The organism is Winogradskyella sp. A3E31, from assembly GCF_046720935.1.
In the GTDB taxonomy this organism is placed as follows: Bacteria; Bacteroidota; Bacteroidia; order Flavobacteriales; family Flavobacteriaceae; genus Winogradskyella.
Genome location: NZ_JBHNWH010000012.1, coordinates 1 through 25,956, shown reverse-complemented (window position 1 = coordinate 25,956; position 25,956 = coordinate 1). Strand labels below are relative to the sequence as shown.

The 25,956-nt window shown below is 36.8% G+C and carries 18 protein-coding genes; 13 read left to right on the top strand and 5 right to left on the bottom strand.

What is annotated here, in order from left to right; all coding sequences use genetic code 11:
• Positions 1–7: 7 nt before the first annotated feature.
• The 3 genes from ACFEMA_RS14005 to ACFEMA_RS13995 all read left to right on the top strand — a co-directional run bounded on the left by ACFEMA_RS14005 (position 8) and on the right by ACFEMA_RS13995 (position 3,163).
• Positions 8–553, top strand: coding sequence for an acyl-CoA thioesterase (locus tag ACFEMA_RS14005; protein ID WP_411768832.1), 546 nt, complete (start codon positions 8–10; stop codon positions 551–553).
• Positions 554–669: 116 nt separating this feature from the next.
• Positions 670–2,310 (top strand): AMP-binding protein, encoded by a 1,641-nt coding sequence (locus ACFEMA_RS14000; protein ID WP_411768831.1) that lies wholly within the window; start codon positions 670–672, stop codon positions 2,308–2,310.
• A 7-nt stretch (positions 2,311–2,317) separates the two neighbouring features.
• Positions 2,318–3,163 (top strand): alpha/beta hydrolase, encoded by an 846-nt coding sequence (locus ACFEMA_RS13995; protein WP_411768830.1) that lies wholly within the window; start codon positions 2,318–2,320, stop codon positions 3,161–3,163.
• Between the two features lie 8 nt (positions 3,164–3,171).
• Here ACFEMA_RS13995 and rlmH read toward each other — a convergent pair whose 3' ends face one another.
• The gene (rlmH, locus tag ACFEMA_RS13990; RefSeq protein WP_411768829.1) at positions 3,172–3,645 is read right to left on the bottom strand and encodes a 23S rRNA (pseudouridine(1915)-N(3))-methyltransferase RlmH; all 474 of its coding nucleotides are present in this window, start codon (positions 3,643–3,645) and stop codon (positions 3,172–3,174) included.
• 93 nt (positions 3,646–3,738) lie between these two features.
• On the opposite strand from rlmH, the gene nadC reads away from it, so the two are divergent.
• From nadC to priA, 3 genes are all read left to right on the top strand, one after another.
• Positions 3,739–4,596, top strand: coding sequence for a carboxylating nicotinate-nucleotide diphosphorylase (gene nadC, locus ACFEMA_RS13985; protein WP_411768828.1), 858 nt, complete (start codon positions 3,739–3,741; stop codon positions 4,594–4,596).
• A 90-nt stretch (positions 4,597–4,686) separates the two neighbouring features.
• Positions 4,687–5,652 carry a YihY/virulence factor BrkB family protein gene (locus ACFEMA_RS13980; protein ID WP_411768827.1) on the top strand — a complete coding sequence of 322 codons (966 nt, stop codon included), beginning with the start codon at positions 4,687–4,689 and terminating at the stop codon, positions 5,650–5,652.
• Complete coding sequence (priA, locus tag ACFEMA_RS13975; protein WP_411768826.1) at positions 5,649–8,102, top strand: primosomal protein N'; 2,454 nt, start codon at positions 5,649–5,651, stop codon at positions 8,100–8,102. The genes ACFEMA_RS13980 and priA overlap by 4 nt, the downstream gene beginning before the upstream one ends.
• Positions 8,103–8,168: 66 nt before the next feature.
• On the opposite strand, the gene ACFEMA_RS13970 is transcribed toward priA, so the two are convergent.
• Positions 8,169–8,864: a LytR/AlgR family response regulator transcription factor gene (locus tag ACFEMA_RS13970; protein ID WP_411768825.1), complete on the bottom strand. Its 696-nt coding sequence runs from the start codon at positions 8,862–8,864 to the stop codon at positions 8,169–8,171.
• Between the two features lie 197 nt (positions 8,865–9,061).
• Here ACFEMA_RS13970 and rpsF point away from each other — a divergent pair, with 197 nt between their 5' ends.
• From rpsF to ACFEMA_RS13940, 6 genes are all read left to right on the top strand, one after another.
• Positions 9,062–9,400 carry a 30S ribosomal protein S6 gene (rpsF, locus tag ACFEMA_RS13965; protein ID WP_411768824.1) on the top strand — a complete coding sequence of 113 codons (339 nt, stop codon included), beginning with the start codon at positions 9,062–9,064 and terminating at the stop codon, positions 9,398–9,400.
• The gene (rpsR, locus tag ACFEMA_RS13960; protein ID WP_411768904.1) at positions 9,400–9,699 is read left to right on the top strand and encodes a 30S ribosomal protein S18; all 300 of its coding nucleotides are present in this window, start codon (positions 9,400–9,402) and stop codon (positions 9,697–9,699) included. Before rpsF ends, rpsR begins: the two co-directional genes overlap by 1 nt.
• Positions 9,700–9,711: 12 nt before the next feature.
• Entirely contained in the window at positions 9,712–10,173 is a 462-nt protein-coding gene (gene rplI / locus ACFEMA_RS13955) for a 50S ribosomal protein L9 (protein WP_411768823.1), read from the top strand.
• Positions 10,174–10,267: 94 nt separating this feature from the next.
• Positions 10,268–13,474: a carboxypeptidase regulatory-like domain-containing protein gene (locus ACFEMA_RS13950; protein ID WP_411768822.1), complete on the top strand. Its 3,207-nt coding sequence runs from the start codon at positions 10,268–10,270 to the stop codon at positions 13,472–13,474.
• Positions 13,475–13,528: 54 nt separating this feature from the next.
• Positions 13,529–14,392: a glycerophosphodiester phosphodiesterase family protein gene (locus ACFEMA_RS13945; protein WP_411768821.1), complete on the top strand. Its 864-nt coding sequence runs from the start codon at positions 13,529–13,531 to the stop codon at positions 14,390–14,392.
• Between the two features lie 12 nt (positions 14,393–14,404).
• A complete protein-coding gene (locus ACFEMA_RS13940; protein WP_411768820.1) occupies positions 14,405–14,884 on the top strand; it encodes a DUF6495 family protein in 480 nt (159 codons plus the stop codon).
• Positions 14,885–15,045: 161 nt separating this feature from the next.
• Here the strand turns inward: ACFEMA_RS13940 and ACFEMA_RS13935 are convergent, their stop codons facing one another.
• On the bottom strand, positions 15,046–16,302 hold the full coding sequence (locus tag ACFEMA_RS13935) for an ABC transporter permease (protein WP_411768819.1): 1,257 nt from the start codon (positions 16,300–16,302) through the stop codon (positions 15,046–15,048).
• A 271-nt stretch (positions 16,303–16,573) separates the two neighbouring features.
• Between ACFEMA_RS13935 and hisS the strand changes: the two genes are divergently transcribed.
• Complete coding sequence (gene hisS, locus ACFEMA_RS13930) at positions 16,574–17,947, top strand: histidine--tRNA ligase (RefSeq protein WP_411768818.1); 1,374 nt, start codon at positions 16,574–16,576, stop codon at positions 17,945–17,947.
• Positions 17,948–18,151: 204 nt separating this feature from the next.
• Here hisS and ACFEMA_RS13925 read toward each other — a convergent pair whose 3' ends face one another.
• Together ACFEMA_RS13925 and ACFEMA_RS13920 are read right to left on the bottom strand one after the other, a co-directional pair.
• Entirely contained in the window at positions 18,152–23,773 is a 5,622-nt protein-coding gene (locus tag ACFEMA_RS13925) for a LamG-like jellyroll fold domain-containing protein (protein ID WP_411768817.1), read from the bottom strand.
• A gap of 188 nt (positions 23,774–23,961) precedes the next feature.
• On the bottom strand, positions 23,962–25,956 hold a 1,995-nt coding region (locus ACFEMA_RS13920), incomplete at its 5' end, for a T9SS type A sorting domain-containing protein (protein ID WP_411768816.1).

Here is a 25,956-nt window from a genome sequence, read left to right as displayed (position 1 = left end):
CTAAACAATGATTTATTATTGGTTACACATGATCTACATTTATATTGGATCGAGATTGTTTTGGAAAAAAGTTAAGCCATTATCAGATTTAACAAGGACTAGAAGAGTAAATATTCTGGATTGTGAATCTTTTCGATTTATGGCAAACTCCAAGTATTTTTATTACATGGATTTAATAAGATACGAGGTGGTTTTTCGCTCAAAGTTATATGATAATACAGTTAAAAAGGGAATGTTTGGTGTCCTAGCATCCCAAAAAATCATATACAAAAAGCCATTAAAAATGTTGAAGAAATTCAATATCACTCTAAAATTAGAAGGTGCAGATGAAAAATGGGTATATCATCAGCAAATTTTTGAGCAGAGCGGTCAAATATGCGCTATCGGATTTACAAAAGCTGGATTCTGGAAAAACAAGAAAGCTCAAGACATGAGAACGATATTAATGAATAGTGATTCAGGATATGAAATAAAAATGCCCCCAGCCGAAGTGTTGGATATGTTTGAAAATGACTACGAAATTCTAAAAAATAACAACAAAGCAACTTCTTAAGATAAAAAAGTAAATGTAGCAAAGGTTGAGTTTAATGATAGTTTTTAACTCATCTCTTTTTGATAAAAACGAATTACTAAAGTGATAATTTCTTACCTTACATCAAATTTACAACCATGCTATCAGCCAACACGCCCTTAGATGCATTTTTGCATTGGGAAGAAACGGCTCCAAATCACACCTTTTTAAAGCAACCTATTAATGGAAAGCTAATTTCCTATTCCTATTCAGAAGCAGGAATTATTGCTCGAAAAATTGCAGCAGGATTACAAGATTACAATTTACCAGAAAAGAGCCATGTGGCTTTGTTCTCCAAGAATTGTGCGGAATGGATTATAGCGGATTTGGCTATAATGATGGCGGGTTATATATCCATTCCAATCTATCCAACATTAACATCAGATTCTATACATCAAATTTTAACGCACAGCGAATCTAAAGCCATTATTATAGGTAAATTAGATGAATTTGAAAACCAAGCTACTGGCATATCTCAAATACCTGTAATAAGTATTAAGGGTTATGGTAACACTATTGGGGGCATCTGGGAAGATATCATTGAAGAAAAACCAAAATTAGAAAGTATTGACATACGTGGAGAAGATGATTTACATACCATAATTTACACTTCTGGCACTACAGGAATGCCAAAAGGGGTGATGCACACAGGTGGAAGTTTTATGTATTCGGCTGGCAAGTTTGCGGAGTTATTTAAGCTGCCAAATAGAGTCACACTATTTTCGTATTTACCATTAGCACATGTAGCAGAACGGTTATTGTGTAATGCAGGATTATATTTAGGAGGCACAATTTCATTTTTTGATAAATTAGAAACCTTCGCTTCGGATCTCGAAAAAACACAACCGAATCTATTTTTTGCCGTACCACGAATATGGACCAAATTCAGAGAAAAAATATTAGAGTCTTTACCGGATAAAAAGCTCAACGTATTACTGAAAATTCCAATAGTGTCGGGGATGATTAAGAAAAAACTTAAGAAAAAACTCGGTTTGTCAGAGGCTGTATTTATGGCTTCCGCAGCAGCGCCAGCAGCGCCAGATTTATTAAAATGGTATCAAAAATTGGGTATTGAAATTTTTCAAGGCTATGGAATGACAGAAGATGGATGTGTATCCCATTTTAATCGGCCTGGTGAAAATAGAATTGGCACGGTTGGTAAACCGATACCAGGAATAGAAGCAAAGTTGTCGGGTGAAGGTGAGATTTGTATAAAGAACGAGTGCTTAATGAAAGGTTATTTCAAAAACCCTGAAGCGACTGCAGCTGTTTTTGATAATAGCGGTTTTTTAAAGACAGGAGACCAAGGGGAATATGACCATGATGGTTATTTGACAATCACTGGGCGAATAAAAGACCAGTTTAAAACCGATAAGGGCAAGTATATCTCACCGTCATTTTTAGAATTAGCTTTATCTGCAAATACGGATATTGAGCAAATATGTGTTGTTGGTACTGGCATTCCTCAGCCAATTGCTTTAATAATAACCTCAGAATTAGGAAAGGCAAAATCAAAATCAGAACTTATTGAAAGCCTAACAAAGAGCATAGAAGATCTCAATCCAAAAGTTGAAAAGCACGAAAAAATTGAAAAAGTCGTCATAATGAAAGAGGAATGGTCTGTGGACAACGGATTGTTAACTCCAAGCTTAAAGGTGAAACGCAATGCCATAGAAAAAATACATCAACCCTTTTATCTTCAATGGTTCGCAATGGATGATAAGGTAATTTTTGAATAAGTCGATAATGCCAATAAAACAAGACGTAAAGGTTGATGATTTAGTTTTTGACTGTTTGGTTTCTGGAGATAAAGAAAGCCAAATGGTACTATTTCTTCATGGCTTTCCAGAGACCTCAATCATGTGGACGTCTCTCATGGATGAGATTAGTTCTGAAGGCTTTTATTGCGTAGCACCAAACATGAGAGGCTACAGTAAAAATGCCTGCCCAAAGGGGAAACGACATTATACTATCGATAAATTAGCACAAGATGTTATTGATTTAATGCAACATTACGATAAAGATCAAATTCATCTTGTTGGTCACGATTGGGGTGCAGTTGTCGGTTGGTACGCAGTGTATCATAACCCTAAAAAATTTAAAAGTTGGAGTGCGTTATCGGTACCACATATAAATGCGTTTGGTAAAGCATTGCAAAAAGACAAGTCACAGCAAAAAATGAGCAAGTATATCAAGGATTTTCAAATTCCTTTCTTGCCTGAACTAAAACTACGCAAGAACAACTTTAAGCTACTTAAAAAAATATGGAATAAAAGTTCACCTCAAGAAATCGAAAATTACACCAACATCTTTAAACAAAAAGGATCATTAACGGCAGCCATAAATTATTACAGAGCAAATTTCGGTCGAAAGCAATTACTTTCCATAGGTCATATTAAAACCCCAACACTTTTTATATATGGTAAGAATGATTTCGCCATTGGCAACTATGGAGCAGAAAGATGTGCAAATTATGTTGACGGGTTTTTTAAACAGGTCACTCTAGATGCAGGCCATTGGTTAATACAAGAAAGTTATAATGAAGTTAAGCAAGAAGTGAAAGCACACCTTGAAAAATTTAAAAAGACTTAATCCTTAATTTACCTATGATGGTAAGGTTCATTCTTTAATATTGTAAATCCGCGATACAGTTGCTCTATAAAAAAGAGACGAACCATTTGATGAGAAAATGTCATTTTAGACAGACTTAACTTCCCATTTGCTCTTTGGTACACAGCATCTGAAAAGCCATAAGGACCTCCAATAACAAAGATTAGATGTTTGATACCAGAATTCATGTGTTTTTGAAGATAATTTGAAAAGCCCACTGAATCCATTTGTTTGCCATTTTCGTCCAATAAAATGAGTATATCTGAATTTTGGGTTTTTGATAAAATCACTTCACCTTCTTTTTCTTTTTGCTGCGCTTCAGAAAGATGCTTTACTTTTTTTAAATCGGGAATAATTTCGAAATGAAATTTAATATAATGGCTGAGACGTTTACTATAATCATCGATTAACTGAATGAGTCTTTTATCATCCGTTTTTCCTATAGCTAAAAGAGTTATTTGCATAATGCAAATTTACAATTTTAGAATTCAGTTTTTATAATTGTAAAATCGTATATCGAAAATCAATTTCCTATTTTTACATTAAATAGTGAGTACATGATTTCAAAAGAACAATTTCAGAACGAAATAGATATAATTATTGCCAACGCCATACGAGAAGATGTCGGTGATGGCGATCACAGTTCTTTGGCTTGTATCCCTATTAATGCTAAAGGAAAAGCGAAATTATTGGTGAAAGATCATGGTGTTATTGCCGGTGTAGAATTTGCAAAACAGGTTTTTGCCTATGTAGATAAGGATTTGAGGGTAGAAACGGTAATTGGCGACGGAAATATTGTAAAATATGGTGATATTGCCTTTTATGTAGAAGGACGCTCGCAGTCTATCTTAAAAGCCGAGCGACTTGTTCTCAATGCCATGCAACGTATGAGTGCTATAGCAACAAAAACAAAGGTATTTGTTGATTTGCTTGAGGGCACAGGAACAAAAATATTAGATACTCGTAAAACCACACCAGGTATCCGTGCTCTTGAGAAATGGGCAGTTAAAATTGGTGGAGGTGAAAATCATCGCTTTGCATTGTATGATATGATTATGCTAAAAGACAACCACATTGATTTTGCAGGTGGAGTCTCAAAAGCTATCTCAATGACTAAGGATTATCTTGAAAATACAAATCGTGATCTTAAAATTATTGTAGAAGCTCGAAATCTAAACGAAATACAAGAGATATTAGAAAGCGGAGGAGTCTATCGCATACTGATAGATAATTTTAATTATGAAGACACTGAAAAAGCAGTAGAACTCATTGGAGATAAGTGCTTAACTGAATCCTCAGGTGGCATTAATGAAAAAACCGTTCGTAAATATGCTGAATGTGGAGTAGACTATATTTCTTCTGGGGCATTAACACATTCTGTTTATAATATGGATTTAAGCCTTAAGGCAGTTTAGCTCTAAACATTTAGCTCTAAACATTTAGCTCTAAACATTTAGCTCTAAACATTTAGCTTTAATCGTAAATCGTAAATCGTAAATCAATCTATGTCTCAACCCACAGAAGATAATTTAAAAAAAATACCCGTAATTAATACGATTGTGGATTTTTTTAAGCGGATTAGACTTCCGGGTTTTGAAGGACTTTCTTTGTACGATTTATTAGAGCTTTATACGTTGGGAATAGCAAAAGGTGCTTTAACTACAAGGGCTAGTGCGATTGCCTTTAGCTTTTTTACGGCTATTTTTCCATTTTTATTATTTATAATTATTGTTATTCCTTATATACCAATTGATAATTTTCAGAATGAATTTTTAGAATTTTTAAATTCTATTTTACCTCCTCAAACTTCTGATTTTTTTGAGGAAAATATTTTTAAAAACATTAACAGAAACTCTGGCGGTGGCTTGTTATCCTCTGTTTTTATATTATCCATCTTGTTAATGGCAAATGGTGTTAACGCTGTATTTTCAGGTTTTGAAGGCTCCTACCATGAGCAGTTGACGCGTAATGTCTTTAAGCAGTATCTTTTTTCAATTGGCATAGCATTGATTTTAGCCTTTTTATTGCTACTTACTGTGGCGGTTTTTGGGTATTTTCAAATATTTATTATCACACCTTTGTATGATCGATTTGTGGGTAATGATCCATTATCTGGTCAGTCCGATTTAGGTTGGGTGATTGCTGCAAAATATGTGTTTTTTGTCATAATGACCTATATCGCCACTGCGACCTTATATTATTTTGGCACTAAGGAAGGCCGGGAGTCGCGTTTCTTTTCGTTTGGCGCTTTATTGACCACAGTATTGATAATGCTGACGTCGTATTTGTTTGGTCTTTATATAGATAATTTCTCTCAGTACAATGAGCTTTATGGGTCTATTGGGGCCTTACTGATTCTTCTGTTTTATCTTTGGCTGAATTCTAACATCCTACTTTTAGGTTATGAACTGAATGCCTCTCTACATTATTTAAGGAAATATCCACGGCAAATAGAAGATGAGGACGCATGATGTATTTTGTTGATGTAATTCTTCCTATCCCTCTTAAAAAGGCATTTACCTACCATATCACAAATGCGGAAGCTGATTTTTTAATGCCGGGAATGCGTGTGGCTGTTCCGTTTGGGAAAAGTAAAATTTATACAGCTTTAGTGTTAAACACACATACAAACCCACCAACGGCATATGAGGCCAAGACCATTCATCAAATCCTTGATGAGACGCCTATTGTAACAAAGCCGCAATTAAAGCATTGGCAATGGATTTCTGAGTATTATATGTGTTCCTTGGGTGAGGTAATGAGAGCGGCAATGCCAAATGCTTTTCTCTTAGAAAGTGAAACTATTATTAAGCCAAATCCTGAAGGGATCGATGAGCGTCAAAAATTGAATGACGAGGAATATTTAATTGTGGAAGCGCTCCAGCACCAAACCTCTTTAAAAATTCAGGATGTGGTTTCCATATTAGATCAAAAAAAAGTATTGCCAATCATTAAGGCTTTGGTAGAAAAAAATATAGTTCAGCTTCAAGAAGTATTATACGAAAAGTACCAGCCAAAATTAGTGCGTTATGTAAAATTGCACCAAAACCATACGTCAGAAGAAAAGCTTCAAGAATTATTAGAGGTATTAAGTAGAGCTCCCAAACAGCGAGAAGTCATCATGACCTTATTCACCATCTCTGCTTCTAAAAATGAGCCTATAAAAGTTTCTGAATTGACAGAACAAAGTGGAGCATCTTCAGGCATCATCAAAGCACTTATTGATAAAGGGATACTCGAGGAATATTATATTCAAACAGACCGTGTCAATTTTGAAGGTGATGATACTATCTCGGATAAGACCTTAAATTTAGCGCAAAAAGAAGCATATAAAGCGATAAAGACTAGTTTTCAAGAAAAAGAAGTGACGCTTTTGCATGGTGTGACGTCGTCAGGTAAGACTGAGATTTATGTAAAATTGATAAAAGAGCAGTTAGATGTAAAGAAGCAAGTGCTGTATCTGTTGCCTGAGATTGCATTGACCACGCAATTGGTACAACGGCTTCAGGATTATTTTGGTGAACAGGTTGCAGTTTTTCATAGTCGTTATTCTGGGAATGAACGTGTTGAGGTTTGGAATCATTTATTAAATAATTCAGAAAAAGCTCAGATTGTCATTGGTGCAAGGTCTTCGCTTTTATTGCCTTTTAAAGATCTGGGATTAATCATTGTCGATGAAGAGCACGAGCAATCCTACAAACAGTTCGACCCTGCTCCGAGATACCATGCGCGCGACGCGGCAATTGTTTTAGCGCATATGTTTAAAGCAAAAACGCTCTTGGGGTCTGCAACACCAAGTTTAGAGAGCTATTTTAATGCTAAGGAAGGTAAGTACGGCTTTGTAGAATTAAAAACACGGTATAATGACGTATTGATGCCAGATATTGAGTTAGTGGACTTGGCTGATAAATACAAGCGTAAACGCATGAAAGGGCATTTTAGTGACCGTTTGATTGCCGAAATGACCGAGACTCTGGATGAGGGGTTTCAAATTATACTGTTTCAAAATCGAAGAGGGTATTCACCAATCATAGAGTGTTTAACTTGTGGTCATTCACCTCAATGCCCCAATTGTGATGTGAGTTTAACCTATCATCAATACCGTGACCAATTACGCTGTCACTATTGTGGTTATAACTCAGTGATGCTAAAAAACTGTCAGGCTTGTGGCAATGCTAATTTAGATACCAAAGGTTTTGGCACAGAGCAAATTGAAGCAGAAGTAAAGCAGTTATTCCCAGAGAAGAAAGTAGGAAGAATGGATTTGGACACCACGCGTGGCAAGTATGGTTTTGAAAAAATAATTACAAGTTTTGAGCAAAAGGAGATTGATATTTTAGTGGGAACACAAATGCTTACAAAGGGTCTGGACTTTAGGTATGTTAAACTCGTTGGCATTATGAATGCTGACAACCTACTCAACTTCCCAGATTTTAGAGCTCATGAGCGTAGCTACCAATTAATGGTTCAGGTATCGGGTAGGGCAGGGAGAACGGATTTAAGAGGCAAAGTTTTGATACAAACCTATAATCCACACCATAACATATTGCAGCAAGTGTCAACTAATGATTATGATACCATGTTTAAAGAGCAATTAGATGATAGATATAACTATAAATACCCTCCAATCTATAGGATAATTAAAATCACATTGAAGCATAAGGATTACAGTCGTGTAAATTTAGCTGCCGACTGGTATGCTAAATCTTTGCGTCAAGTCTTCAAGCATCATGTTTTAGGGCCAGAGTTTCCGCCTGTGTCACGTATCCGGAATCAATATTTAAAAAACATTTTGTTGAAAATTCCCCCCAAACAATCCTTATTAAAAACAAAAGAAGCTATCATGAAAATTCATAATAGCTTCGAGAGTGTCAAAGACTTTAGGTCAGTTAGAGTAATTTTAGACGTTGATAACTATTAAAATAGTATCCAAATTGTGGTTAGTTTAGTTTAGGGGCTTCTTAACCTTCTAAAATATACTCACTAACTACATATTGTTTAAAGCTTCAACCAATTGGGTCTTTTTATTTCGACTCAATGGGATTTCATAAGCTCCAACTTCAACATTCTTACTGTTAAATCGGTCTATTTTATCTAGGTTGACGATATACGATTTATGGATTCTTAAAAATTTACCTTCTGGCAATTCTTTATCGAAAGCTTTCATAGTGGATAAGACCACTAAGCTATTCTCTTCAGTGACTACTTTTACATAGTCTCCAAGGGCTTCAATCCATTTAATGTCTTTGATGTAAACCTTACGCTTTTTTAGATTACTTTTAACAAAAATATGTTCACCGTCTGCTTCATTAAAGTCGAGCTTTAATTTGTACTGCTCAATTGCTTTTTCAACAGCAGTGTTGAAACGTTCTTTGGTAATCGGTTTTTGTAAATAGTCCGTAGCGTCGTAATTAAAAGCCTTAAATGCATATTCAGTTTTACCTGTCACAAAAATAATTTGGGGTTTATTATTGAGAACATCTAATAGCTCAAATCCATTAAGGACTGGCATTTCTATATCAAGGAAGATGAGATCTACCTTATGGGTGTTGAGACCGTTTTTGGTTTCCAACGCACTACTATATTCGGCTATTAAGTTAAGAGAAGAGTGATTTTCAATTAACTTTACGATAGAGAGGCGCTGGATCGCAGAGTCGTCAACAACTACACAGTTTAAAGTCATAACATTTCAATTTTAGGTTAAGATATTCGACAATGTTACAAAAAATTCGGTTAAAAAACAAAAAATACCGACAAAGTGTTGATTTTAACATTTCGGGTTTAAGGAAAAACTTACATAAAATAAAATCCTATTTTGTTGTACCAATGACAATTAATCTCTATTTTTGCACCCGTTTTAACAACAAATAAATATTTTTTATGAATCATTATGAAACTGTTTTCATCTTAAATCCCGTTTTATCTGATGACCAGATAAAGGAAACAGTGAAGAAATATGAAGATTTTCTTGTTTCTAGAGGAGCTAAGATGATAGCCAAAGAAGATTGGGGCTTAAAAAAACTAGCCTATCCAATCCAAAACAAAAAAAGTGGTTTTTATCACTTATTTGAGTTCACTGTAGATGGTGAGCACATTGGACCTTTAGAAGTAGAGTTTAGACGTGACGAGCGTTTTATGCGTTACTTGACTGTAAAATTAGACAAGCACGCTGTTGCTTGGGCTGAGAGAAGAAGAGAGAAAAACAAACAAAAAGCGTAATTATGTCTTCAATTGAACAACAAGCAAAAGGAAAAAAAGACGGAGAAATCAGATATTTAACTCCGTTAAATATAGAAACTACAAAAGCTAAGAAGTACTGTCGCTTTAAAAAGTCTGGTATTAAGTATGTCGATTATAAAGACCCAGATTGGTTAATGGGCTTTGTAAACGAACAAGGAAAATTATTACCAAGACGTTTAACAGGAACTTCTTTAAAGTATCAAAGAAAAGTATCAGTAGCGGTAAAAAGAGCTAGACATTTAGCACTTATGCCTTATGTTGCTGATTTATTAAAATAAAACAATCATAACATGGAACTTATATTAAAACAAGACGTTGAGAATTTAGGATTTAAAGACGATATTGTAACAGTAAAGAACGGTTATGGTAGAAATTTTTTAATTCCTCAAGGACAAGCAGTTATAGCAACAGCTTCTGCTAAAAAAGTCTTAGAAGAAACATTGAAGCAACGCGCTTTTAAAGAAAAGTCAATTATAACTGAAGCAGAAAAAACTGCTGAATCTATTAAGACTTTAGACATTAAAATTACAGCTAAAGCTGGTGCAGGTGCAACAGCGGGAGATAAGTTATTTGGTTCTATTACCAATATGGACTTAGCCAATGCTTTACGTGAAGAAGGACACGAGATTGAAAAGAAATTTATTTCTATTCAAGGAGGAAACATTAAGCGTTTGGGGCAGTACGATGCTGAAATTAGATTACACAGAGAAGTAACTGTCGATTTAACTTTCGAGGTTATTGCTGAAAGTTAACAAATCGTCTAGTAAAGTTAATAAAAAGAGAGTTTCCGTCTGGGGACTCTTTTTTTTTGTGACTATTTTTACGTTGAATTAAAAACAGATTCTCATGAAAAAAATTTTACTACTACTCTTAATGTTAGCATCCTTGTGGTCCTTTGCACAAGTTACCACATCTAGTATTAAGGGATTGATTTTAGATGATACTGGTCAACCATTACCTGGCGCCAATGTTGTCGCAGTACACACTCCAACAGGTACTGTTTATGGTGCTGCAACTAACTTTGATGGTCGATACAGTCTATTAAACTTAAGAGTTGGGGGACCATATAAGGTAACTATCACTTATGTTGGTTTTGCCGATAAGGTCTTTGAGGGCATTTATCTTTCCTTAGGTAAAACAGAAAACATCGATTACCAAATGACCCCAAATAGTGAAGAATTAGATGCTATTGTTATCCGGGGTTCTGCTAATGGTACATTTGGAAGTGATAGAACTGGTGCAGAAACCAATGTTGGCAGACGAGAAATAACAACCCTACCGACAATTTCAAGATCTGCTTCTGACTTTACGAGACTAGAACCATCCTCTACAGGAAATTCTTTTGGTGGGAGAAATGACCAATTCAATAATTTTTCTTTGGATGGGTCTATTTTTAATAACCCATTTGGTCTAGATTCACCAACGCCTGGTGGACAAAGTGGGGCACAACCAGTATCATTGGATGCTATTGATCAAATACAAGTATCTATTGCGCCTTACGATGTTAGGCAGTCTGGGTTTACAGGTGCTGCTGTCAATGCGGTAACAAAAAGCGGTACCAATGATTTTCATGGAACGGTATATGGTTTTACAAGAAATGAAAGTTTAACAGGAAGTAAAGTCAATGGCGATGATGTGCTTCAGCCAGAACTTTCGCAGAATCAATTTGGTTTTAGTGTCGGTGGTCCACTTATAGAGAACAAACTATTCTTCTTTGCGAATTTTGAAAAAGATCAGAGAACAGATTTAGGAACCAATGGTTTCTTTCCTGGAACAGGATCTAACCTTGCTGGTGAATCAAATGTGTTAAGGTCAGATTTTGAACTGGTTGATAATATATTAAGACAAGTGTCTATTGGCAATGGTCAATTTTATAACCCTGGTGCTTTTGAAGGATTTACGTTTGATAGTAATTCAACCAAAGGTATTTTTAAGTTAGACTGGAATATTAGCGATAAGCATAAACTTGCCTTTATCTATAATTTCTTAGAGGCTTCGAGAGCGCAACCAGCTCATCCATCAGCTTTAGGATTTAGAGGCCCAGGCCCTAACCAGCTTCAATTTAGAAATGCTGGGTATCAAATCAATAACAATCTAGATTCGTTTCAATTAGAGGTAAATAGTAATTTTGATGATGGTGTAAGCAATAAGCTTCAAATTGGTTATACGGTATTTGACGATTTCCGTAATCCATTTTCATCACCAGCACCAACAATTACTATCACAAATAGTGGAGCAAATTATATTATTGCAGGTCACGAACCATTTTCAATAAATAATACTCTTGATCAAAAAGTATTTCAATTTTCGGATAATTTAAATTTTGTGAGAGGCTCCCATACCTTTACGGTTGGTATATCTTTTGAAAAATTTGAGTTCGACAATTCTTTTAACTTAGGTGCTTACGGTGCGCAAGGTGTGTTTTTTCCAACGGCGGATATTCAGTCCTTTAGAGATGCACAAGGAAATCCATCAGCAGAAGCTGACTTAGTTGATTTTTACCAAGGATTATTTAATGATGCAATAGCAGCAAATAGCGCTTTAAATGCATCAGGTGTTGGTAATCCTGGTGGTTGGGCACTTGCAGAAACTAACGTCGGGCAATTGTCATTTTATGCGCAAGACGAATGGAATGTTACAGATGATTTTAAGTTAACTTATGGTATCCGTTTTGACAAGCCATTGTATTTTGATACTGCAGACAAGATTAGAGAAAATATAGATCGTAAAGGTGGTGTGTTTAACCCTTCAGACTTTTCTGGAGGAACCTATCAACCCACTATTGAGTACTTCGATCCAGAAACTGGAGAAATGGTCAATTTAGATTCTACGGTTTTACCATCTAGTGATTTTTTAATATCCCCACGCGTTGGTTTCAATTGGGATGTTAATGGAAATAACACAACACAAATTAGAGGTGGTAGTGGTATTTTTACAGGTCGTTTTCCGTTTGTATGGTTAGGAAATCAGGTGCAAGGTGTGGATTTTTTCTTTTATCAGATAGTTGATCCAGACTTTAAATGGCCACAAGTATGGAGAACAAATATTGGTGCTGACCATCGTTTCGAAGATGGTCTTACCTTAACAGCGGATTTATCATACACCAAAGACATCAATGGTGCCCATGTGCAAAACTGGGCCTTAGATAATCCAAGTGGTACATTGCAAGGTGTTGATAATCGTCCGGTTTATGAAGCATCAGATATCGCTACTAACGAATTTGGTGGTCCTACCAATGCTTATGTGTTTACTAATTCTGATAAAGGTCGTGTATGGAACGGAACTTTAAAAGCGCAAAAGACCTTTGGTCAAGGATTCTATACTAGTTTAGCATATAACTATTTGAATTCAAAAGATGTCAACTCTATTGAGGCAGAAATTACAGGTGATGCGTTTGCAGGAAATGCTATTTCTGGTAACGCTAATGATGATGTTTTATCTTTTTCAAGATATGGAGATACGCATAGAATTATAGGCGTAGGCTCTAAGAAGTTTACTTATGGAAATGATAAGTTCGCAACTACTATCTCAACATTTTTTGAATATGCAAGAGGAGGACGTTACAGTTATACGTATGGTGGTGATTTAAACGGGGACGGTTCTAATTTCAATGACCTGTTATACATCCCTACGAGTTCTGAAGTGCAACAAATGAATTTTGAAAGCCCAGGCCAAGCGGATGCCTTTGAGCAATTTATTCAACAAGATGACTATTTGAGTGACAATAGAGGAAGTTATGCTGAGCGCTATGGAGCATTGTCACCCTGGAGAGGCCGTTGGGATATAAAGATTCTTCAGGATTACAATTTTAAAGTCGGTGAGAATACACATACCATTCAATTTAGTGCTGATATATTAAATGTTGGTAACCTGATAAATAGTGAATGGGGTGTAGTTGAAGTGCCTAACAGTATTCAGCCTTTAGGTGTTTCTGTCGATGCCAACAACAATCCAACATATAGTTTTGATGGAAATTTAACGGAAACCTTTAGTGCAGATGTTAGCTTATTATCGCGTTGGCAAGCACAATTTGGACTTCGATATATTTTCTAGTAGAAACAAACATATTTAATTAATTTTGCGCCCTGAATAAGGGCGCATTTTTTTATGAAGAAATTTATAGTTTTTTGTCTTTTGGTAGCTGTTATTTTTGCTTGTAAAGACAAACCAGAGGAAGTAGTATTAAAAGAATCAACACTTTTAGAAACATTCAGAATACCATATTCAGGGCCTCAGATTAGTGTACATAGAGGTGGTATGGATATATTGAATTACCCAGAGAATTGCTTAGAAACACTGAAATTTGTTAATGACAGCATCAATGCTATATACGAAATTGATATCTCACAAACCAAAGATGGACATTTGGTTTTGATGCACGATAATTCTATTGACAGAACTACTACAGGGTCTGGTTTGGTTAAGAATATCACATTAAAAGAGCTCAAAACCTTTAATCTAAAAGATGATTATGGTAATATCACTGATTTTAAGGTGCCGTTGTTTTCTGAAGTGCTTAAGTGGAGTGTTACTAATGATGTTATTTTAACTGTAGATATTAAGCGAGGTGTGTCTCAAGAAAAAGTCATAAAAGCTGTAGAAAGTGCCAATGCTGAAGACACAAGCATTATCATCACTTACCATTTGGAACAAGCCAAATCAGCATACAAAACCAATCCAAACCTTATGTTATCAGTTTCCGCAAGGAATATGGAAGAATTTCAATGGTTATTAGATTCTAATATCCCGACCCAGAATATGATTGCTTTTACAGGAACACGACTTTCGGATAATGAATTATATGAAACTATTCATAATGAAAATATAGTCTGCATGTTAGGGTCACTCGGTAACCTAGATAATAGGGCTAAAGCCAATGGCGATGATTTATATAAAACTTGGTTCGATTTGGGCATTGATATAATGGCTACAGATCGCCCATTTGCTGTGGTTCAGGTGTTAGAACAATAAAAGAGAGTTATAATGAAATACATAAGATTAACAAAAGAACAATTAGAAGAGTTACACCAAGAGTTTATCAACTTTTTAGCCACACAGTCTATTACTGCAGATGAGTGGGCGGATATTAAGCAAAACAAACCCGGAGTGGCAGAAGAAGAAATAGATGTTTTTAGTGACTTGGTTTGGGAAGGCGTTTTAGGAAAAGTTGAATACATTGAGCACATATCAAAGCATCAAGTCCATTTATTTAAGGTTGAAGACAAACAGTTTAGGCTAATTGCTCTAAAGCTAAATAACCAAGAAGAAGTTGACCTAACGACCAAAGAGGGTTTTCAGTGGTTGCGAGAAAACTTATTGTCAAACGATATTGAGCTATTCAATGCTAAAAAAGAATTCTCGGATGACAAGCATCTAGATGTTTTTAAGCTAATTCAGCAAGGGGGGAATATCACTAAAGGTGAATTATTCCAGTATTTTGATACCTTAATTTCTAAGAAGTAGTTGTAAAGTTAGAGGGTTGTGAAATATATTTAAAGAACTAAGAACTAAGAACTAAGAACTAAGAACTAAGAACTAAGAACTAAGAACTAAGAGCTAAGAGCCAAGAGCCAAGAGCCAAAAAGTTAAAGGATAAACGTCTCAACACATCAACCTATAAACACCTATTCATACCTCAACGACTCTATCGGATCTAATTTCGCTGCTTTAGTCGCAGGATAAACACCAGAAACGACGGCAACAATAAAGGCAATACTCGTTGCCCAGAACATGGCAAACCAAGGAGTAGAGAAGGAAAGATTAAAAGCTGATGACAAGCCCCAACCAATTAAAATTCCTAACATAATTCCGAGAATTCCTCCAAGTTGACCAATAATTACTGTTTCCATAAAGAACTGAAAAGCAATGGTTTTACGCTTAGCACCTAAAGCTTTTCTTACACCTATTTCACGTGTGCGTTCAGAAACAGAAACGAGCATTATATTCATCAATGCAATGGTAGATCCAAAAATGGTAATGATACTTATAATCCAAGCTGCTATATAGAGATAGCTCGATATGCTGCTTATTCTATTAATAAGGTCATCGCTTCTAACAATCCCAAAATTATTAGATTCAACAGGGTTAAGACCTCTAATATTTCTAAAGGTCAAAATGGCTTCTTCTTGCGCAGCCTCTAATAGTTCCTTTTTGTTGACAAGAACACTAATATTGTAATTAATATTAGGTTGTGTAAAAATACCTCTTGCCTTTTGTATTGGTATGATTGCTCTTAAGTCTTGGTTATTACCAAAGGTCGATCCTTTTCTCTCTAATACACCAATCACCTTAAATTTGGAACCTCTAATACTTATCGTTTTATTTAATGGGTTTACATCCGGAAATAAGGCTTTCCTTAAGTCATCACCAATCACAGCAACAGCATTGTTATTACTAACATCAACCCTACTAAGTCCTCTGCCTGATTCTAATTCTAAGCCAGAATTTGGTAAGAAATATGCATTTGCACCAATAATAGCAACTTCTGGATCTGTTTTTATATTATCATATTTAACTTCGGTAGTGTTTGATCCAAAAAACCACATAGCATTCTGTGATCCTGGGAATTCGTAATTATCAACAAACTCCTTGGCATCTCTATAGTTTATTATCGGATTAACTTTTGTTCGTTCTCGCCCTGAATTTCTCCCTCCTGTAGACACCCTAACCGTTAGCTCATAGCGTCTAAGATTAAAAGTATTGGCTCCCATAGATGAGAAATCACTCGAAATAGTGTTTTCGAGGGCAGAAACACCGCTTAAAATGCCAACTAAGGCCATAATACCAATGGCGATGATCAAAACCGTTAAAATAGTACGTAATAATTGACTTTTGATGGAACCAAAAGCAATTCTTATATTCTCCTTGACTAATGAAAACATGAAATTTAAAGCTAAAGTTAGTATCGATTTTCTATAAGACTACCAATTACCGATAAAGTTACTATAAAATTGAAATTCCTTGGGTTTGCCTTTAAAAATTATAATATTTTTGTGAAGTTCGACTAGACTGATAATGTTGTATGTCATGTCGAGCGTAGTCGAGACATCTTTATATTTCTAGCATTAAAGCATTTCGACTACGTTCAATTTGACGGATAAACTAAAGAAATAGTAATCTTTAAAAAGATTCCTGCTTTCGCAGGAAGTAAATATGGCGCAAAAACCAAGTATTCCAAAAGGCACAAGAGATTTTAATGCAGAAGAAGTTTCAAAACGAAGCTACATTGTTGATACCATAAAAAACCATTTTCAGAATTTTGGATTTCAACCTATAGAAACACCAAGTTTTGAAAATTCTGAAACCCTTATGGGAAAATATGGAGATGAAGGAGACCGCTTGATTTTTAAGATTTTGAATTCGGGTGAATACTTAAGTAAAGTTTCAGAAGAAGATTATACGTCAAAGAATGAATCAAAATTGACACCAAGAATCTCCGAAAAAGCCCTTCGATACGACCTTACCGTACCTTTTGCACGCTACGTGGTACAACACCAAAACGATATAGAATTTCCGTTTAAGCGTTACCAAATTCAACCTGTATGGCGAGCAGATCGCCCACAAAAAGGGCGCTTTAGAGAATTTTACCAGTGTGATGCTGATGTTGTAGGTTCTAAATCCTTATGGCAAGAAGTAGAGTTTGTACAACTCTATGATGCTGTTTTTACATCCTTAAAACTTAAAGGCGCTACCATAAAAATCAATAACAGAAAAGTATTGTCCGGTATCGCAGAGGTTATTGGAGCACAAGACAAGTTAATTGACTTTACTGTAGCCTTGGATAAATTAGATAAAATAGGAGAGGAGAAAGTAAAGCAAGAAATGCGAGATAAAGACATTTCTGAAGATGGTATTACAAAACTTCAGCCTCTTTTCGACCTCAAAGGTAGTTTCGGTGAACAGATTGATGGCTTAAAATCCATTTTAAACACTTCGGAAATAGGGCAAAAAGGCATTGAGGAATTAGAGTTTATCAACAAAGGAATTTCATCACTAGGTCTTAAAACCGCTCATTTAGAACTCGATGTTACTTTAGCACGTGGATTAAACTACTATACAGGCGCCATTTTTGAAGTCTCAGCACCAAAGGGTGTCAAAATGGGCTCGATTGGTGGAGGAGGACGCTATGATGATCTTACAAGCATTTTTGGTAAGCCAGACACTAGTGGAGTAGGCATAAGTTTTGGTCTTGATCGGATTTACTTGGTTTTAGAAGAATTAGGGGTATTCCCAGAAGCCGTTACTGAAAACACAAAAGTTCTCTTTATAAACTTTGGTGATAAGGAAGCTTTAGATTGTTTAAAAGCGATAAAAGCCTTGCGAGAAAATGGCATCAATTCCGAATTGTATCCAGACGCTACCAAAATGAAAAAGCAAATGACGCATGCCGACCGCAGAAATATTCCTTATGTTGTTTTGGTCGGTGAAGAAGAAATAAAAGCAAATGTCTTCACACTCAAAAACATGAAATCTGGGGAGCAGTCGAAGCTTTCGCTTTCAGAACTGATTTCAAACTTTTCGTACTAAAAAGAGGTATTAATTTTAAGTTTAAAGCCGTCACTTCGAGTGCTACGCCGTAAGCGTGGTGTATCGAGAAGATTTTTTATTCTAAATTTTCTTGTATGCAATCTTTCAACAGTCAGTCAGGCAGAATTTTCAATACAAAAAAACAAAAAGCCCCGGATTTGGGTCGGGGCTTTTCAAGTAGGTTAAGGTTAAGTAGTGGGGAAATTAATTCACTATTATTTTCTTAGATACCGAACCGCTTACAGTATTTAATCTAATGATATAAGTTCCTGGACTTAAATCCCTAACGGTATATTCAGAGTAACCGCTCTCTGAAATATGCTCTATTGTTTGTACAGATTGACCTAATAAATTGATTAGTTCAATACTATTGACATCGATGTTATGCGGATTCATCAATACAATCTTTTTAATATTATTGGCGTAGCGCACATCTAATTTATCGCCTAAATCAATAGGATCTAAATCTTCTGCAACGTCAACGTCAGTATCTGGCTCTTCGTCATCTGGTTGCTCTTGTTCTCTCAATTGGAATGTTATTTCGAAACGCGTATCATAATAAGCTGCTTCCAAGAAAATGGTATAATCACCTTCTTTTAAATTATGGTAGAAGTCAACTTCCTTATCGTGTAAGAATACATCCAAATTATCAGGAATGTTTACCAGTTCATCAATGGTGAATGTATTTTCACCTTCAACAGAGGTATATAATGCTAATGGGTATGTTGCATCCTCAATTTGGTTAGATGCCTGTATGACATAGAAATTATCTTCAATCAACCAGAACATATCATCTGTTTGATAATCGTAAGTTGTTCCGTCATAACCCCAATCAACTCCAGTTGTTGTGTTCTCATCAAAGGTCAATAATAACTGACGGTGTAAATTTCCGACAGAATTAAATCCGATTTTTACTTTTTTACGCGTGTCTTCTTCATCAGTTGTTGCAATATCATCTTCATTTTGAGTCGTTCTCATAAAGACTCCACTAGAAACTGTTTCTTTTTTGAAAATACGTTGCCCATTGTTAAACTGAATAGTTCCTCCATCTTCGTTTCCAACGACAAAGAATCCTTGACCAACAGGGATATAATGCCCTGGGGTTTTTGTAGGTGTTCCCGCAGAGGATACATCAGGGTCACTTGTACCTTGATCTAAACGAGGTGCTGCAACAGCTCCTGAAAGGTTGTAGGTGGCATAACCACCTTGGTAATTGGCAAGGACATGGTCTCCACCTCCCCAGTGTTCCCAGAAATATAAAGTTCCATTGGTTGCAGGTGTATTTCCTGTAGCATCCGGATCGGCTGATCCATCGTCGTAGAATAATCCTGCACCATTATCAATAATAAACTGTCGTGCATCGATTGCCGAAGCATATGGGTTACCAACTAAGTAATCGTTATAAGGGCTTACAGAAAGTTCAATATCACTATTATTTGGCTTTCCTAAGTAGGTGTAGTTTTGGTAGGCTGTAACGTCTCCAGAACCTTTCATGGTAAATCCTTCACCAGCTAGCATATTGCCTGTACTACGTACGTGTTCCCACTGGGAATAATCACCATCAGTATTATCTGCAAATTTCCAGATCCAATAGTCAGCAATTTGTACTGCTGTACCTCCTGTACCAGGGTTACCGTCATAGGTATTGATAATAAAGTCTACATCAAAGGTTCTATCCTTAAGAATATCTGCTACTGCATAAGAATACTCATTGACTTCAGCATCTGTTATACCGATAGGGGCAGACCAATAGTTATAATGGTATCTGTTAGATGTACCTTGTTGGTCACGTTCTAATTCACCACTTAAGCCAACCACAAGGTCGCTATCTGTAGATTGAATTAATTGTGATTCTCCTTCGAGATCTATTTTTCCGTTAAGCTCTAAATAATGGGTTACAACATAACCAAAACCAGTTTCTGATGCAACGTCACCATCAACAGTCACTTCACCAGAGTCCAATACATGGGCAAGGACTGTACGGCTATAGTTACCATCACCATCATCTAACAACCCAGAATTATCCATCGTAAGGTCGTGCGTGGTTTCAACAATGTTCCAATCCACAGTTTTTGTGTTATCAGCTAAGGCCACATCACCAGGCATAGTTTGTACATCTCCATTAACCCAAGTGGTATCTGTATCCCAATCACCAGCTTGTGTAGAAACATACGGAAGCGGTGCTGTTTGGTAATCAACTGTTCTTAATTGTTTTAAAGAACCGGTACGTTGGTTGCCAGATTCATCTTTGGTATTGGTATATGTATATGTGGACATTGGATAATACCCTTCAAGATCAGCATACGATAAAGTTATCGCTGCATTTTTGGAAGGCACCACCGATTTTGAATTAAAATATTGCCCAATGGTTGAAGCATTATCTTCAAGTTCCTGATTCATAATATAATGTAGCTCATCTGTACTTAGGGCTTTGTTCCATACACGTACTTCATCAATATTTCCGTGGAAGAAAGCTTCAGGAATTATTTTCGCAGCTGCACCAATAAAAAAGGACGAATTGGTGTCCAAAGGAGCTGCTAAAGGTGCTGATTTCTCTTCAATGCCGTCGATATACATAGTGGCTGTTCCACTAGAATATATAATGGCTACTTGGTGCCATTCATCTACTGGTATAACAACATCTGACGTAATACTTTGTAATGAACCATTCATCCAAGACATTTCAACATAGCCAGAACTGTTTATTTTTAAATCATAACCTTCGGTATAACCAACATTTCTTTTAGAAAGAATTGAAGTGTTTGCAGAACTTGCATCTCTTTTAATCCATGCAGAAATGGTGAAGTCCCCAGAGGCTAGGTCGAAATTATCTTCCATATCTATATAATTCTGACCAGCAGGATCGAAATACACAGATCTTGAATAGGTTTCTTCTGGTGCCCATCCAAAGGTGATATATTCAATACCGTCAAAATCATACTTCACATAGAGAGAATCATTTACTTCTGTCATTTCTCTATAATCTGCTGTTGGGTCGAATTGTCCATTCTGTGAGATAAACATTAAATAACGTCCATCAGGTGGAGTTGCTGTTCTAACTACACTTTTAGGAATCGAAACTTCTACCGTGCCTACATCAGCAGGTACCCCCAATACAGTTGGGCCAGTTTCTTTTACTTTCCAGACGCGAGACATAGATTCAAAGGATACAGGGGTTGATAGTCCAGTTACATTTGCACTCATATCTACTGTAATAGAAACAGGTGCGGCATCTAAACTGGCATTGTTATTACCCCAAACCAAAAATTCACGGTCTAGAAGGGTTGTGGTGTTTGCCACATTAATATTGTTTGTGTCATAAGTATCCTCAAGTGCAATAGTTAAGAAACCGCTTGTAGGTCCTGTGGCATCAGCTTCGTCATTTTGACTACGAGATTGTCTTTGATCTAATAGCGATGCATCATCTCTTCCTATACCTGCAACGTCATAGTTATAGAAATTACTAAAAGCATCACTTTCTGAAGTATCCCAAATTACTGTGCCTTGTGAATCGATATAATCTGTATCGTTTAATCTGTGATCTAATAAAGCTGAAGCAGGGGCTTGAAGCGTTGCTCCATACTTTATGGCCAAATACGATTCAATTTTTTGTTGGTTGATGGCTGAATTTGGTGAGGAATAAGAAATAACCTCTGCAATTAATCCATTCATCTGTGATGTGGTACGTCCGGCAATACCAGAGCGCCCCATACCGATTAAATACTGTAGGTTATTAAATTCGTTAAAGTTTAAATCTGATCCGTTACCAGCAACTCCAGTAATATTATCAATTTTTTTACCGTTTTTATAAATTTCGGTTTGTGTTCTAGAAGCATTAGATTTTACATTAACAATCAATGGGTGATTGCTAAAGGTATCAGTAGTCGTAGAATAAGCCCTTCCGTATGATTCATCATTTGGGGGCGCACCCGATGAATTTGGGAATGAACTAATATTATGTGCTAGAATTTCATTAGGATATCTAGAAGTAGAACTACCCATACCTAATCCAGTCGGATCTTCGTGATAAGCGTCGTCAGAAAATCGACCTCCAATAGCAAATTGTCTTCCTGGTGTAAAGCCACCAGTATTATTTTCTACATTATCATCACTTCTAAAAACCACAAAATAGTCTTGAGAAAAATAACCGCCTTTACCATTCATATAGGCTTGATCCGTATGGTCAAAATCCAATGCAGGATTATAATTCATATTTCGAGTCGCATTATCTCTATAGATAGGTGCTAAATCAGTAACTGTAAAAGCATCTTCTTTATCTAATGTGGTGTCATAAGCCTGGTCTTCCCATAGCAAAAGGTTATCACCATCCGTAGCTGATATACCTGTATTTCCTTTTAACCATAACCTTAGGTCAGTGGTAACATTTGCTGGAGCTATGGTAGAAGCATTTAATGCAGTTGAAGGGTCTGCTTCAATCAATACGTTATCGAAGGCAACACCTTCAAGACCAGTACTGGCATCACTACTAAACTGAACTCTGAATCTAACGTTAGATTGATTGGCAAATGTTGCATCAGATAAAGTCATCGAAGAGCGTCCAAACTGACTATGTGGTGAAAATGATGGAGTGGCTGAATGTCCATCGTCATTCCAACCATCAGTGCCCAAAGCTGTCACGGCATCTTCATACCAGTTGGTTCCACTTCCACTGGCACCTAAGGTGACAAATGCTCCTCCTGCCACAGAATATAAAATGCGCATACCGTCAACACCGTTTTGAGTGTTGTATTTGACATCGATACTGAATTTAATATTTTCAAGACCTGTAAAATCATAGACTGGGCTTTCTACAACAATATTTGTATTAGCAGGGTAAGTGTTATACGCTGAGTTCCTCCAAAAATAACCTTCTCCCATTTCATCTGTAGTGGTAAAGGCATTAGTTCTTACCCAAGAGTCGTTTGTTGAAGTCACGGCTGTCCAGCCTTCAGCAGAGTCATCAAAGGTGTGAAAATACGCTGTGTAAACAGGGGGAGGTAATGTACCTGTACCCTGTACATTGAATGTATAAACATCTTTAGGAGATGCAGCATCGTTGTTTATGGTTATAATGCCGCTTATACTTCCGGCACTTGTTGGTGTAAAGGTCACTGTAAATGTTGTGGTAGCACCAACGGCAACTGTTGCAGATGGAGAAACCGTAATAGCAAAATCTGGGTTACTCGATGTTACTGATGAGATATTTAATGTACCAGTTCCATTATTTTCAATAGTATAGGTATATGAAATTGGATTCAACGTATCCGTGCTCCCAAAAGATGTACTATTTAATGTAGTAGGACTATTTCCGCCACCATCATCAATAGCATCGTTTGTGTCGTCCACAACATCGATGTCTGGTGTTGGCGCTAAGCCAGTTCCTTGTATTTGATATGTATAGGTTTGCTCTGTAAGGTCAGAACTATTATTAATAATAGTGACAAGAGCAGTTCTAACTCCAGCCGCACTCGGATTAAAATCAATGGTAAATGTTTCAGAATTACTTCTTGGTATTGTTGTAATTGTACTATTTATGGTAAAATCTGCGGCATTGGCACCAGAAAGTGAAATACTCGTGATCGTCAAGACATTATTACTCGGGTTACCACCTGAGTGAGTGTTCTCAATTTCAAAGGTATTAGTCAATGGTCCAAATCCTACAGTAACACTTCCAAAATCGGTATTATCGGCAACTTGCGGTGTTAAATCACCATTTGCAATTGAAATTGCATTCCCTAGAACGTCAATATTTTGATTTTGGGAATTTGTAGTTAGTGTAAATGCACAAAAAAACAGGCATGCTACAATAGTGTATAAATGTCTCATAAGCGGTTAATTAATAGTTTGGGACTAATTAATTTATACCACAAACATAAGTACAAACTCTATGAAATGCAAAAATAATCGATGAAATGCAATATTATATTTTAATCTATTAACTATGAGGTGTTTAGTAAAATAGAAAAACCAGTGAAATTTTTAGTTTCACTGGCTTATCATATAAATTTTGTGTATTAAAACTTAATTAATCGCTTTTTAATCGATAGCCCAGACTGACTATTTGTAATCTGAATCAAATAAGGTGCCTGTTCTAATTTTGAAAGCCCAGTAATTGAAATCTTTCCATTAGTTACAGGTTTTGTATTTGAATATACTGATCTTCCATTCAGGTCATAAATTTTTATAGTAAAGGCATCTCCACTATATCTATTAGGAACAGTTATTCTAATGTGATCATTAAATGGATTAGGTGAAACCTTTAGTAATTTAAAGATTTCCTCATCTGTACTTAATGTTACATTATCACTACCATCGCAATCTTCGTCGATGCCATTATCTGGGATATCAAATGCTCCTGGGTTTCTAGTATTATCCGTATCATCACAGTCATCTGTACCATTACCAGAGAGTTCGGATAACAGGAACCCATTGGTAGGTCGTTCACAAGCTGTTTGTGAAGAAGCGCCATAGCCATCACCATCAGCATCGATGTACCAGGTCTGTCCAGGGAACTCATCCGCATCGTTGTCATCACAATCGGTATTATTTGTACTATACCCAGCAGGTGCTGTTGTAGAGCAGAAATCCGCAGACGTGGTGGAACCAAAGCCATCACCATCATTGTCTTCATAATAGGTTATTGGTGCGTTGATCGCAGGATTGGAATCGTCACAATCGGAAGTTCCGGATAGTTCAGAAGCCAGGAAGCCATCTGTTGGTCTAAGACAAGCCGTGGTAGCAGAGGTACCATAGCCATCACCATCAGCATCTATGTACCAGGTCTGTCCAGGGAACTCATCAGCATCCGTATCATCACAATCGGTATTATTTGTACTATACCCAGCAGGGGCTGTTGTAAAGCAGAAATCCGCAGACGTGGTGGAACCAAAGCCATCACCATCGTTATCTTCGTAATAGGTTATCGGTGCGTTGATTGCAGGATTGGAATCGTCACAATCAGACGTACCTGAAAGTTCAGAAGCCAGGAAGCCATCTGTTGGTCTAAGACAAGCCGTGGTAGCAGAGGTACCATAGCCATCACCATCAGCATCGATGTACCAGGTCTGACCCGGGAATTCATCCGCATCCGTATCATCACAATCGGTATTGTTTGTGCTATATCCAGCAGGTGCTGTTGTCGAACAGAAGTCTGCGGATGTAGTAGAACCAAAGCCATCACCATCATTGTCCTCATAATAGGTTATCGGTGCGTTAATCGCAGGATTGGAATCGTCACAATCAGAAGTACCTGAGAGTTCAGAAGCCAAGAAGCCATCTGTTGGTCTAAGACATGCCGTTGTAGCCGAAGTACCATAGCCATCACCATCAGCATCGATGTACCAGGTCTGACCCGGGAACTCATCCGCATCGTTGTCATCACAATCGGTATTATCTGTACTATATCCAGCAGGAGCTGTTGTCGAACAGAAGTCCGCAGACGTGGTGGAACCAAAGCCATCACCATCATTGTCTTCATAATAGGTTATCGGTGCGTTGATTGCAGGATTGGAATCGTCACAATCTGAAGTGCCCGTTAGTTCAGAAGCCAGAAATCCGTCCGTTGGTCTAAGACATGCTGTGGTAGCAGAGGTGCCATAGCCATCCCCATCAGCATCGATGTACCAGATTTGACCAGGGAACTCATCCGCATCGTTATCGTCACAATCGGTATTGTTTGTACTATACCCAGCAGGTGCTGTTGTCGAACAGAAGTCCGCAGACGTGGTAGAACCAAATCCATCACCATCATTGTCTTCATAATAGGTTATCGGTGCGTTGATCGCAGGATTGGAATCATCACAATCGGAAGTTCCGGATAGTTCAGAAGCCAGAAATCCGTCCGTTGGTCTAAGACATGCTGTGGTAGCAGAGGTGCCATAGCCATCCCCATCAGCATCGATGTACCAGGTCTGACCAGGGAACTCATCCGCATCGTTGTCATCACAATCGGTATTGTTTGTACTATATCCAGCAGGGGCTGTTGTAGAGCAGAAGTCCGCAGACGTGGT